Source organism: Pseudomonas sp. XS1P51 (assembly GCF_054897845.1).
The window spans coordinates 5,132,459-5,144,187 of sequence record NZ_CM142707.1 but is presented as its reverse complement, the minus strand read 5'-3'; the positions used below and the strand labels follow the sequence as shown (position 1 = coordinate 5,144,187).

Genomic DNA, 11,729 nt, shown 5'->3' with positions numbered 1-11,729 from the left:
ACCCGATTCGGTCCTGCGCACGCCCCCTGGAGCCTTATGCCACGCTGCTTTTGGTGTTCCGAAGATCCGCTGTACATGGCTTATCACGATCAGGAGTGGGGCACGCCGCTACGCGATGCGCAGGGTTTGTTCGAGTTGCTTTTGCTCGAAGGGTTCCAGGCCGGCCTGTCCTGGATCACGGTGTTGCGCAAACGTGAGCGTTATCGCGAGGTGCTGTTCGGCTTCGACGTACAGCGCGTGGCGCAGATGAGCGACGCTGAAATCGATGAATTGATGCTCGATCCCGGCATCATTCGCAATCGCCTGAAACTCAACGCGGCCCGGCGCAATGCCCAGGCCTGGCTGGCGCTGGAGGACCCGGTGGCGTTTCTCTGGTCGTTCGTTGGTGGCAAGCCTGTGATCAATCATTTCAAGGATCGCACCGAGGTGCCGGCGGTTACGCCGGTCGCCGTGGAGATGAGCAAAGGCCTGAAAAAGGCCGGCTTCACCTTCGTCGGTCCGACCATTTGCTACGCGCTGATGCAGGCCTCGGGCATGGTCATGGACCACACCCGGGATTGCGATCGCTACGCGACTCTTGCGAACGGCGGTTAGAATAGCCACCTCGCGCACAGCACAAGATCAGGAGTGACCTGTGGATAAGTTGAAAGGCGCCTTGCTGGTAGGCGCTCTGCGGCTGTTTGCCCTGCTCCCGTGGCGGGCAGTACAGGCCGTGGGCTCGGCCATCGGCTGGATGATGTGGAAAACCCCCAACCGTTCCCGCGACGTGGTGCGGATCAACCTCGCCAAGTGCTTTCCGGAGATGGACCCGGCCGAGCGCGAGCGTCTGGTCGGACAGAGCCTGAAAGACATCGGCAAGTCCCTGACCGAAAGCGCCTGCGCATGGATCTGGCCGGCTCAGCGTTCCATCGATCTGGTGCGCGAAGTCGAAGGTCTCGATGTGTTGAAGGACGCCCTTGCCTCTGGCAAAGGTGTCGTCGGTATCACCAGCCACCTCGGTAACTGGGAAGTGTTGAATCACTTCTATTGCAGCCAGTGCAAACCGATCATTTTCTATCGCCCGCCGAAGTTGAAGGCGGTGGATGATTTGCTGCGCAAACAGCGGGTGCAACTGGGTAACAAGGTTGCCGCGTCCACCAAGGAAGGCATCCTCAGCGTCATCAAGGAAGTGCGCAAAGGTGGTGCAGTGGGCATTCCCGCTGACCCGGAACCGTCCGAATCCGCCGGGATCTTCGTGCCGTTCTTCGCCACCCAGGCCCTGACCAGCAAGTTCGTGCCAAACATGCTCGCTGGCGGCAAAGCGGTCGGCGTGTTCCTGCATGCCCTGCGCCTGCCGGATGGTTCGGGGTACAAAGTGATCCTCGAAGCCGCGCCGGAGGCCATGTATAGCACCGATACCGAGACGTCCTGCGCGGCCATGAGCCAGGTGGTCGAGCGCTATGTGCGGGCGTATCCGAGCCAGTACATGTGGAGCATGAAGCGCTTCAAGAAGCGTCCGCCCGGCGAAGAACGCTGGTATTGAGTCGATTGGCATGATCTGTGGATAACGTTGACTTAGGGTTATCCACAACCGTTCACTCAAGGGCGCAGAGATGTCCGAACACCGCAAATCGTTTCGCATCAAGATCTGTCACGAAAGCTTCGGCGTATGCCTGGGCCAGACCCGTAACCTCTCGACCACGGGGGTCTACGTCAAGCACCCGACCCTGTCGGCGTTGCCCAAAGGCGCGGTGGTTTACGGTCAGGTGCAGGACTTGCCCACAGGTGCGCCGCGAGTGCGCATGGAAGTGGTGCTGGTGGATGCCGAGGGCATTGGCCTGCGTTACCTCTGATCAGTGCGCCTGACGATCGAGCTTCTTCAGAAACACCGTCATCTCTTTCTCCGCCTGCTTGTCGCCATGGGCGCGGGCGGCTTCCAGGCCTTGTTCCCAGGCCTGACGCGCGGCCGCAAAATTCGCCAGCGCCAGATGAGCCTTGCCTAATAGCTTCCAGGCTGCCGAATACTTCGGATCAAACTCGACGCAGCGCTGGAAATGCTCGGCAGCCTTGGCGTTTTCCCCAAGATCCAGATAACCCTTGCCCAGGCCGAAGCGAAGCAATGAGTTATCCACACCCTTGGCGAGCATTTTTTCCAGGGATTCGAGCATGGGGGTAGATTCCTTGTTGAGGTGTGTCAGGGAGGGATCTGTTTTAGTGAGATTGCCTTCGCGAGCAGGCTCGCTCCCACAGTTGATCTTCAGTGAACACAAACGTTGTGTACAGCCGAGAACTCCTGTGGGAGCGAGCCTGCTCGCGAAGAGCCCGCCCGGTCACCGCAAACGCCGGATCAGAAGAAACTCAACCCAACATGGAACAGCTTCTCAACATCGCGAATATGCTTCTTATCCACAAGGAACAGAATCACATGGTCGCCCGCCGCGATCACGGTGTCGTCGTGGGCAATGATTACCTCTTCGTCGCGGATGATCGCGCCAATGGTGGTGCCCGGCGGCAAACCAATGTTCTCGATAGCCTTGCCGATGACCTTGCTCGACTTCTCATCCCCGTGGGCAATCGCCTCGATGGCTTCTGCCGCGCCACGGCGCAATGAGTGCACGCTGACAATATCGCCGCGGCGCACGTGGGCGAGCAAGGTGCCGATGGTCGCCAGTTGCGGGCTGATGGCGATGTCGATGTCGCCGCCCTGGATCAGGTCGACGTAGGCCGGGTTGTTGATGATCGTCATCACCTTCTTCGCGCCCAGGCGCTTGGCCAGCAGCGAGGACATGATGTTGGCTTCATCGTCGTTGGTCAGGGCCAGGAAGATATCCGCGTCGGCGATGTTCTCTTCCATCAGCAAATCGCGATCGGAGGCACTGCCCTGCAACACCACGGTGCTGTCGAGAGTGTCCGAGAGATGGCGGCAGCGCGCCGGGTTCATCTCGATGATCTTCACCTGGTAACGACTTTCGATGGCTTCGGCCAGGCGTTCACCGATCTGCCCGCCACCGGCGATGACGATTCGTTTGTAGGTTTCATCGAGGCGGCGCATTTCGCTCATCACCGCGCGAATATTCGCCTTGGCCGCGATGAAAAAGACTTCGTCGTCCGCCTCGATCACGGTGTCGCCCTGGGGCAGAATCGGTCGATCACGACGGAAAATCGCCGCGACGCGGGTTTCAACGTTCGGCATGTGCTCACGCAACTGCCGCAATTGATGGCCCACCAGCGGACCGCCGTAGTACGCCCGAACGGCCACCAATTGGGCTTTGCCGTCAGCGAAGTCGATCACCTGCAACGCGCCCGGATGTTGAATCAGGCGTTTGATGTAATTAGTGACCACTTGCTCCGGGCTGATCAGCACGTCCACCGGAATCGCTTCGTTATCGAAGAGTTCGGCACGGGTCAGGTACGCCGCTTCGCGCACGCGAGCGATCTTGGTCGGTGTGTGGAACAGGGTGTGGGCGACCTGGCACGCCACCATGTTGGTTTCGTCGCTGTTGGTCACGGCCACCAGCATGTCGGCGTCATCCGCGCCGGCCTGGCGCAGCACGGTCGGGAGCGAGCCACGGCCTTGCACGGTGCGGATGTCCAGCCGATCGCCGAGGTCGCGCAGGCGATCGCCGTCGGTGTCGACCACGGTGATGTCGTTGGCCTCGCTGGCCAAGTGTTCCGCCAGCGAACCGCCGACCTGTCCTGCGCCGAGGATGATGATTTTCATCCAGTCACTCCCTTAAAACCGGTTAACCGCGCGCGGCGGCGATCTTGATCAGCTTGGCGTAGTAGAACCCGTCATGGCCGCCTTCCTGGGCCAGCAACTGACGGCCATGCGGCTGCTTGATGCCGGCCTGACTGGCGATGTCCAGTTCCCGGGCGCCCGGTGTGCGGGCGAGGAAGGCTTCGATGACTTCAGTGTTCTCGGTCGGCAGCGTGGAACAGGTGGCGTAGAGCAAAATCCCGCCGACCTCCAGAGTTATCCACAGGGCATCCAGCAACTCACCCTGAAGCACGGCCAGTGCGGCGATGTCGTCGGGTTGGCGGGTCAGCTTGATGTCCGGGTGACGACGAATCACGCCGGTGGCCGAGCACGGTGCGTCCAGCAAGATGCGCTGGAACGGCTTGCCGTCCCACCAGGTCGCGGTGTCGCGGCCGTCGGCGGCGATCAGTTCGGCGCTCAGGCCCAGGCGTGCGAGGTTTTCCCGCACCCGAACCAGACGCTTGGCTTCCAGGTCCACCGCCACTACGCCGGCGAGTTTTGGTTCGGCTTCAAGGATGTGGCAGGTTTTGCCGCCTGGCGCGCAGCAGGCGTCCAGCACCCGTTGGCCTGGCGCCAGGTCCAGCAGATCGGCGGCCAGTTGCGCCGCTTCGTCCTGCACGCTGATCCAGCCTTCGGCGAAACCCGGCAGGCTACGCACGTCGGCGGCGGCTTCGAGGATGATGCCATCCTGACTGTAAACACACGGCGTGGCGGCGATGCCGGCGTCGGTCAGCAATCCTAGGTAAGCATCCCGAGTGTGATGGCGACGGTTGACCCGCAAAATCATTGGCGGATGCGCGTTGTTCGCTGCGCAAATGGCTTCCCACTGCTCAGGCCAGAAAGCTTTCAGGGATTTTTGCAGCCAGCGCGGGTGGGCAGTGCGCACCACCGGGTCGTGTTCCAGCTCGGCCAACAGTGCTTCGCTTTCACGCTGGGCGCGGCGCAACACGGCGTTGAGCAAGGCCTTGGCCCAAGGCTTTTTCAGCTTGTCGGCGCAGCCGACGGTTTCGCCGATGGCGGCATGGGCAGGGACGCGGGTGTAGAGCAATTGATACAGACCGACCAGCAGCAGCGCCTCGACATCGGCGTCTGCAGCCTTGAACGGCTTCTGCAGCAACTTGGCCGCCAGCGCCGACAAACGTGGCTGCCAGCGAGCGGTGCCGAACGCCAGGTCTTGGGTGAAGCCGCGATCGCGGTCTTCGACCTTGTCCATTTGTGTCGGCAGAGAACTGTTGAGTGAGGCTTTTCCGTTAAGAACAGCAGCAAGTGCCTTGGCGGCGGCCAGACGTGGATTCATTGAGCGTCCGCCGATTGACCGAGGACGGTGCCGATGGCGAATTTCTCACGACGGCTGTTGAACAAGTCGCTGAAGTTCAGCGCCTTGCCACCGGGCAATTGCAGACGTGTCAGGCACAGGGCCTGCTCACCGCAAGCGACGATCAAGCCGTCCTTGCTGGCGCTGAGGATTTCACCGGGTGCACCCTTCCCTTCGGCGAGGCTTGCGGCCAGCACTTTCAGTGCTTCGCCGTTCAGCGTGCTGTGGGTGATCGGCCACGGGTTGAAGGCGCGAACCCGCCGCTCCAGCTCAATGGCCGGGCGGGCCCAGTCGATGCGCGCTTCGTCCTTGTTCAGTTTGTGCGCGTAAGTGGCGAGGCTGTCGTCCTGCACTTCGCCTTCCAGTGTTCCGGCGGCGAGGCCGGCAATCGCCTGGATGACGGCCGGTGGACCCATTTCCGCCAGACGGTCGTGGAGGCTGCCGCCAGTGTCTTCACCGGTGATCGGCGTGATGACCTTGAGCAGCATCGGCCCGGTGTCCAGACCCGCTTCCATGCGCATCACGGTCACACCGCTTTCACTGTCGCCCGCTTCGACGGCACGCTGGATCGGCGCCGCGCCACGCCAGCGTGGCAGCAACGACGCGTGGCTGTTGATGCAGCCCAGGCGCGGAATATCGAGTACCACTTGCGGCAGGATCAGGCCGTAGGCGACCACCACCAGCAAATCCGGCTTCAACGCGGCCAGCTCAGCCTGGGCGTCTTCGTTACGCAGTGTCGGCGGTTGCAACACCGGGATGTTGTTTTCCAGAGCCAGTTGCTTGACCGGGCTCGGCATCAGCTTTTGCCCACGGCCCGCCGGACGGTCCGGTTGGGTGTAGACCGCGACGATCTCGTAGGGGCTGTCGAGCAGGGCCTTGAGGTGTTCGGCGGCGAATTCCGGGGTGCCGGCAAAGACAATGCGCAGTGGCTCAGTCATGGAAACTCTCTATTACAAAGCAGTCGCAAAAGAAAAAGGCTTGCCGCGGCAAGCCTTTGAAAGGAGGGCATCAAGCGTTCTGGCGATGGAGCTTTTCCAGTTTCTTCTTGATTCGGTCGCGTTTGAGATTGGACAGGTAGTCGACGAACAATTTGCCGTTGAGGTGGTCGCATTCATGCTGGATGCACACGGCGAGCAAGCCTTCGGCGATCAGTTCGTAGGGCTTGCCGTCGCGGTCCAGGGCCTTGACCTTGACCTTCTGGGGGCGATCGACATTTTCGTAGAAGCCTGGCACCGAGAGGCAGCCTTCCTGGTATTGCTCCATCTCGTCGGTCAGGGATTCGAACTCGGGGTTGATGAACACCCGCGGTTCGCTGCGGTCTTCGGAGAGGTCCATCACGACGATACGTTTGTGCACGTTGACCTGGGTCGCGGCGAGGCCGATGCCTGGCGCCTCATACATTGTTTCAAACATGTCATCGACCAACTGGCGCACTTCGTCGTCCACTACGGCCACTGGTTTGGCGATAGTGCGCAGGCGCGAGTCGGGGAATTCGAGGATGTCTAAAATGGCCATAAGCTTGATTGCTGCACGTGTGAGGTAAAGTCGGGTCGGTGGCCTGGCGGGTCCGAAGATGCTGGCTACCGTTGTGAAACGTAGCTCCCTGCTTTTCAGGAATGAGCCGGGAGCGAGCCACGAGGGCTCTGGCGTTTCACGCGAATGCACATAATAAAGGGATTCACCGCATGAGGAAATCACTACTCGCCTTGCTCCTTCTGGCCTCGGCCGGTTTGGCGCACGGGCAAGTGCAACTCAAGGAAGGTTTTCCACAGCAATACACAGTGGTAACGGGGGACACACTTTGGGACATATCAGGAAAATTCCTGCGTGAGCCGTGGAAATGGCTCGAGCTCTGGCAGGCCAATCCACAGATCGAAAACCCCAATCTCATCTACCCCGGCGATTCGCTGTCGCTGGTCTACGTCAACGGTCAGCCGCGGCTGACCCTCAATCGCGGCGCTTCCCGGGGCACCATCAAGCTCTCTCCACGGGTGCGTAGCTCGCCGGTGGCCGATGCGATCCCGAGTATTCCGCTGAAATCGATCAACAGCTTCCTGCTGAGCAACCGCATCGTCGACACGGTCGAGGATTTCGACAAGGCGCCTTACATCGTCGCCGGTGATGCCGAACGAGTGCTCAGCGGCACCGGTGACCGCATCTTCGCCCGCGGCCATTTCGACCAGGCTCAGCCGGCCTACGGGATCTTCCGCCAGGGTAAGGTGTACACCGATCCGGTCAGTAAAGAATTTCTGGGGATCAATGCCGACGATATCGGCGGTGGCGAGATCGTGGCCATCGAGGGCGACGTCGCCACGTTGGCACTGCAACGCACCACTCAGGAAGTGCGCCTCGGCGATCGCTTGTTCAGCGGTGAAGAGCGATCGATCAACTCGACCTTCATGCCCAGTGCACCAAAAACCGAGATCAACGGGTTGATCATCGACGTGCCGCGCGGAGTGACCCAGATCGGCGCGCTGGATGTGGTGACGCTGAACAAGGGCCAACGCGATGGGCTCGCTGAAGGCAACGTGCTGGTGGTGATGAAAACCGGCGAAACCGTGCGTGACCGGATCACCGGTCAACCGCTGAAAATCCCCGATGAGCGCGCTGGTTTGCTGATGGTTTTCCGCACTTACGACAAGCTCAGCTATGGGCTGGTGCTCAACGCTTCGCGCTCTCTGGCGGTGATGGACAAGGTGCGAAATCCGTAAGCCTGCTCCACAAGTTACCAACAGAGTTATCCACAGCTTATTCCCGTTTGAACGGGGCTCATAACGATCAAGGATGATCCATGTCGCTGTCTGCTGTTACACCGGTTTCACCTGCGGAACTGGAAGCTCGTTTACGTCTGCATCGTTTGCCGGAACTTGGCCCTGCGCGTTTCAGGAAATTGCTTGAGGCCTTCGGTTCTGCGTCCAAAGCCATCAGCGCGCCGGCCAGTGCCTGGCGTGCGCTGGGTTTGCCGATGGCTTGCTCGGAGGCCCGACGCTGCAGTGAAGTGCGTGACGGGGCGAGCCACGCATTGGCCTGGTTAGAGCGTCCCGACCAGCATCTACTGATGTGGGACCAGCCTGATTACCCGGCACTGCTGGCGGAGATCAGTGATGCACCACCGCTGTTATTCGTCGCAGGTGATCCGGGCATTCTGGAAAAACCGCAGTTGGCGATGGTCGGCAGCCGACGCGCTTCCCGGCCGGGTATGGACACCGCTGCCGCGTTTTCTCGCAGTTTGGCCAGCGCGGGTTTTGTGATTACCAGTGGTCTGGCCCTGGGCATCGATGCCGCCGCACACCAGGCTGCTTTGGATGTTGGCGGGCGAACGGTCGGGGTACTTGGCACGGGACTTGAAAAGTTTTATCCACAGCGCAACCGACAGCTGGCGGACGCCATGATCGCGTCGGGCAGCGCGGTGCTTTCGGAGTTCCCGCTGGACGCCGGTCCCACGGCCAGTAACTTCCCGCGCCGCAACCGGATCATCAGCGGTTTGTCCCTCGGCGTGCTGGTGGTCGAGGCCAGTGTCGCCAGCGGTTCGTTGATCACCGCGAGGCTGGCGGCGGAGCAAGGTCGTGAGGTGTATGCGATTCCGGGATCGATTCATCATCCCGGCGCCAAGGGGTGTCATCAATTGATCCGCGACGGCGCAGTGCTGGTGGAAACCATTGAACATATCCTTGAAGCGCTGCGCGGCTGGCAACGGTTGCCGTTATCAACAGAGACTCCATCGGTAACGCACCCGTTGCTCAAGCTGCTCCACGCGGCGCCCCACACCAGTGAAGCATTGTCCGTCAGCAGTGGCTGGGCCTTGCCCAAAGTGCTGGCGGCGCTGACAGAGCTGGAAATGGACGGCCGGGCCGTCTGCGAAAACGGGCGCTGGTTTGCGCGGGTGAGCTAGGTTTTATAAGGAAGATCGGTAAACTGCGCAGAGCCTTATTCCGGAGAGTTTTTCATGGTCAACAGTTGGCGTGTGCAACAAGCCGCACAAGCCGTTCGCGCAGGGGCAGTGATTGCCTATCCAACCGAAGCGGTCTGGGGCCTGGGTTGCGATCCGTGGGACGAAGAGGCGGTGTATCGTCTGTTGATGATCAAGGGCCGGTCTGTGGAAAAGGGCCTGATTCTGGTGGCCGACAACATTCGCCAGTTCGACTTCCTGTTCGAAGACTTTCCGGAACTGTGGATGGACCGCATGGCCAGCACTTGGCCGGGGCCGAATACCTGGCTGGTGCCGCACCAGAATCTGTTGCCGCAGTGGATCACTGGCGTACACGAGACTGTGGCGCTGCGGGTCAGCGATCATCCGCAGGTGCGGGATTTGTGTGCGTTGGTCGGGCCGCTGGTTTCTACCTCGGCTAATCCGCAAGGACGGCCGGCGGCGCGGACGCGGATTCGCGTGGAGCAGTATTTCCGGGGGCAGGTGGATCTGATTCTGGGCGGCAACCTCGGGGGGCGCAGGAATCCGAGTGTTATCCGAGATCTGGCGACCGGCAAGGTTTTGCGCCCGGATTGAGACCGCAGCGCTGCCAATCGCGAGCAGGCTCGCTCCCACAGTAGATCTTCAGCGGACACAGATTTTGTGTTCGACAACGATCCCGTGTGGGAGCGAGCCTGCTCGCGATGGCGTTCTTCAAGGCAACAGAACAGTCGAACCCGTCGTGCGCCGCGCCGACAACTCGGTCTGCGCCTTCGCCGCTTCGGCCAATGGATACTTCTGGCTGATCTCCACCTTCAGCTTGCCACTGATGATCATCTCGAACAGCTCATCCGCCATGCGTTGCAGGTTTTCAGCGTTGTTGGCGTAAGTCGCGAGTGTCGGCCGGGTCACGTACAACGAGCCTTTCGCCGATAAAATCCCCAGGTTCACCCCATCCACCGCGCCAGAAGCATTGCCGAAACTCACCACCAGGCCGCGTGGAGAAACGCTATCAAGCGACGTCAGCCACGTGTCCTTTCCTACGCCGTCGTACACCACCGGGACTTTTTTCCCGTCAGTCAATTCCAGCACACGTTGTGCGACGTTTTCATGGCTGTAATCGATGGTCGCCCACGCGCCGTTGGCCTTCGCCAAAGCAGCTTTCTCCGCCGAGCTGACCGTGCCGATCAACTTCACACCCAAGGCCTTGGCCCATTGGCAGGCCAGGGAACCAACGCCACCGGCGGCTGCGTGAAACAGGATGGTTTCGCCACCCTTGAGTTCATACGTCTGACGCAACAGGTACTGCACGGTCAGGCCCTTGAGCATCACACCGGCAGCTTGTTCGAAGCTGATGGCGTCCGGCAGATGAACCAGATTGGCCTCCGGCAATACATGAACTTCGCTGTAGGCGCCCAACGGGCCACTGCCATAAGCCACGCGATCGCCGACCTTGAACCGGGTGACTTCGCTGCCCACCGCCTCGACCACGCCCGCGCCTTCCGAGCCGAGACCCGATGGCAAGGCCGGTGGCGGATACAGGCCGCTACGGTAATAGGTGTCGATGAAGTTCAGGCCAACAGCCTTGTTGGTCACGCGCACTTGCTGCGGGCTGGGCTCGGCGGGCTGGTAATCGACATATTCGAGTACTTCGGGGCCGCCATGAGCACGGAACTGGATACGCTTTGCCATCTGCCTTCTCCTTGGGTCTTTTGCGAAGCCCCCTATCGGACTCCTAAGCTTGATCTTCGTCAACTGCGGCGGGTGCGCCTGCGATGTTATGCTACGCGCCCATTTGCGCCGGCCCCGCTCCCATGGAGCGCCGCGTAGTTTTGCCCGATTCAAGGTGATGACATGACGACCCGCACCGAGGCCGTAAAAGCCTACCTGCTCGACCTGCAAGACCGCATTTGTGCTGCCCTGGAAGCCGAAGACGGCGGCACGCAGTTCGTCGAAGATGCCTGGAGCCGGCCTGCCGGTGGTGGCGGTCGTACCCGCGTGATGGAAAACGGCGCGGTGATCGAAAAGGGCGGCGTCAACTTTTCCCACGTGTTCGGCAGCGGTCTCCCACCGTCCGCCAGCGCCCATCGGCCAGAACTGGCCGGCCGTGGCTTCGAAGCCCTGGGCGTGTCACTGGTGATTCACCCGCACAACCCGCATGTGCCGACTTCCCACGCCAATGTGCGCTTTTTCATCGCTGAAAAAGAAGGTGAAGAGCCGGTCTGGTGGTTCGGCGGCGGCTTCGACCTGACCCCTTACTACGGCAACATCGATGACTGTGTGCACTGGCACCGCGTCGCCGAGCAGGCCTGCGCGCCATTCGGTCCCGACGTTTATTCGCGCTACAAGGCCTGGTGCGACAGCTACTTCCACATCAAGCATCGCCACGAGCCGCGGGGCATCGGTGGCCTGTTCTTCGATGACTTGAACGAGTGGGATTTCGACACCAGCTTCGCCTTCATGCGCGCCATCGGTGATGCGTACATCGACGCCTACCTGCCGATTGTGCAGCGGCGCAAAAATGATGCGTTCACCGCCAAGCAGCGCGAATTCCAGGAGTTCCGCCGTGGCCGTTACGTCGAATTCAACCTGGTCTACGACCGCGGTACGCTGTTCGGGCTGCAATCGGGCGGGCGCACCGAGTCGATCCTCATGTCCCTGCCGCCGCAAGTACGCTGGAGCTACGACTGGAAAGCCGAGCCGGGCAGCGAAGAGGCACGGCTGACCGAATACTTCCTGCAAGACCGCGATTGGTTGGCCGAGGCCTGAAC

At 61.0% G+C, this 11,729-nt stretch carries 13 protein-coding genes; 7 read left to right on the top strand and 6 right to left on the bottom strand.

Annotated features, from left to right (window positions below; all coding sequences use genetic code 11):
* Positions 1 to 36 precede the first annotated feature (36 nt).
* The 3 genes from tag to ACYZUD_RS23875 all read left to right on the top strand — a co-directional run bounded on the left by tag (position 37) and on the right by ACYZUD_RS23875 (position 1,832).
* Positions 37 to 594 carry a DNA-3-methyladenine glycosylase I gene (gene tag, locus ACYZUD_RS23885; RefSeq protein ID WP_462020443.1) on the top strand — a complete coding sequence of 186 codons (558 nt, stop codon included), beginning with the start codon at positions 37 to 39 and terminating at the stop codon, positions 592 to 594.
* A 40-nt stretch (positions 595 to 634) separates the two neighbouring features.
* A complete protein-coding gene (locus ACYZUD_RS23880) occupies positions 635 to 1,522 on the top strand; it encodes a lysophospholipid acyltransferase (protein ID WP_462020442.1) in 888 nt (295 codons plus the stop codon).
* 70 nt (positions 1,523 to 1,592) lie between these two features.
* Positions 1,593 to 1,832, top strand: a complete 240-nt coding sequence (locus ACYZUD_RS23875; RefSeq protein WP_462020441.1) for a PilZ domain-containing protein — start codon at positions 1,593 to 1,595, stop codon at positions 1,830 to 1,832.
* Here the strand turns inward: ACYZUD_RS23875 and ACYZUD_RS23870 are convergent, their stop codons facing one another.
* The 5 genes from ACYZUD_RS23870 to def all read right to left on the bottom strand — a co-directional run bounded on the left by ACYZUD_RS23870 (position 1,833) and on the right by def (position 6,566).
* On the bottom strand, positions 1,833 to 2,147 hold the full coding sequence (locus tag ACYZUD_RS23870) for a tetratricopeptide repeat protein (protein WP_462020440.1): 315 nt from the start codon (positions 2,145 to 2,147) through the stop codon (positions 1,833 to 1,835).
* 179 nt (positions 2,148 to 2,326) lie between these two features.
* On the bottom strand, positions 2,327 to 3,700 hold the full coding sequence (gene trkA, locus ACYZUD_RS23865; protein ID WP_462020439.1) for a Trk system potassium transporter TrkA: 1,374 nt from the start codon (positions 3,698 to 3,700) through the stop codon (positions 2,327 to 2,329).
* A gap of 22 nt (positions 3,701 to 3,722) precedes the next feature.
* A complete protein-coding gene (gene rsmB / locus ACYZUD_RS23860) occupies positions 3,723 to 5,033 on the bottom strand; it encodes a 16S rRNA (cytosine(967)-C(5))-methyltransferase RsmB (RefSeq protein ID WP_462020438.1) in 1,311 nt (436 codons plus the stop codon).
* Entirely contained in the window at positions 5,030 to 5,989 is a 960-nt protein-coding gene (gene fmt, locus ACYZUD_RS23855; protein WP_462020437.1) for a methionyl-tRNA formyltransferase, read from the bottom strand. The genes rsmB and fmt overlap by 4 nt, the downstream gene beginning before the upstream one ends.
* Before the next feature lie 70 nt (positions 5,990 to 6,059).
* Positions 6,060 to 6,566, bottom strand: a complete 507-nt coding sequence (def, locus tag ACYZUD_RS23850) for a peptide deformylase (protein ID WP_109627010.1) — start codon at positions 6,564 to 6,566, stop codon at positions 6,060 to 6,062.
* Positions 6,567 to 6,736: 170 nt separating this feature from the next.
* Here def and ACYZUD_RS23845 point away from each other — a divergent pair, with 170 nt between their 5' ends.
* The 3 genes from ACYZUD_RS23845 to ACYZUD_RS23835 all read left to right on the top strand — a co-directional run bounded on the left by ACYZUD_RS23845 (position 6,737) and on the right by ACYZUD_RS23835 (position 9,555).
* Entirely contained in the window at positions 6,737 to 7,762 is a 1,026-nt protein-coding gene (locus ACYZUD_RS23845) for a LysM peptidoglycan-binding domain-containing protein (RefSeq protein ID WP_462020436.1), read from the top strand.
* An 80-nt stretch (positions 7,763 to 7,842) separates the two neighbouring features.
* Positions 7,843 to 8,943: a DNA-processing protein DprA gene (gene dprA, locus ACYZUD_RS23840; protein WP_462020435.1), complete on the top strand. Its 1,101-nt coding sequence runs from the start codon at positions 7,843 to 7,845 to the stop codon at positions 8,941 to 8,943.
* A gap of 54 nt (positions 8,944 to 8,997) precedes the next feature.
* Entirely contained in the window at positions 8,998 to 9,555 is a 558-nt protein-coding gene (locus ACYZUD_RS23835) for an L-threonylcarbamoyladenylate synthase (RefSeq protein ID WP_462020434.1), read from the top strand.
* Positions 9,556 to 9,672: 117 nt separating this feature from the next.
* Here the strand turns inward: ACYZUD_RS23835 and ACYZUD_RS23830 are convergent, their stop codons facing one another.
* Positions 9,673 to 10,650, bottom strand: coding sequence for an NADPH:quinone reductase (locus tag ACYZUD_RS23830; RefSeq protein WP_462020433.1), 978 nt, complete (start codon positions 10,648 to 10,650; stop codon positions 9,673 to 9,675).
* Positions 10,651 to 10,812: 162 nt separating this feature from the next.
* Here ACYZUD_RS23830 and hemF point away from each other — a divergent pair, with 162 nt between their 5' ends.
* A complete protein-coding gene (hemF, locus tag ACYZUD_RS23825; protein ID WP_462020432.1) occupies positions 10,813 to 11,727 on the top strand; it encodes an oxygen-dependent coproporphyrinogen oxidase in 915 nt (304 codons plus the stop codon).
* Positions 11,728 to 11,729 lie beyond the last annotated feature (2 nt).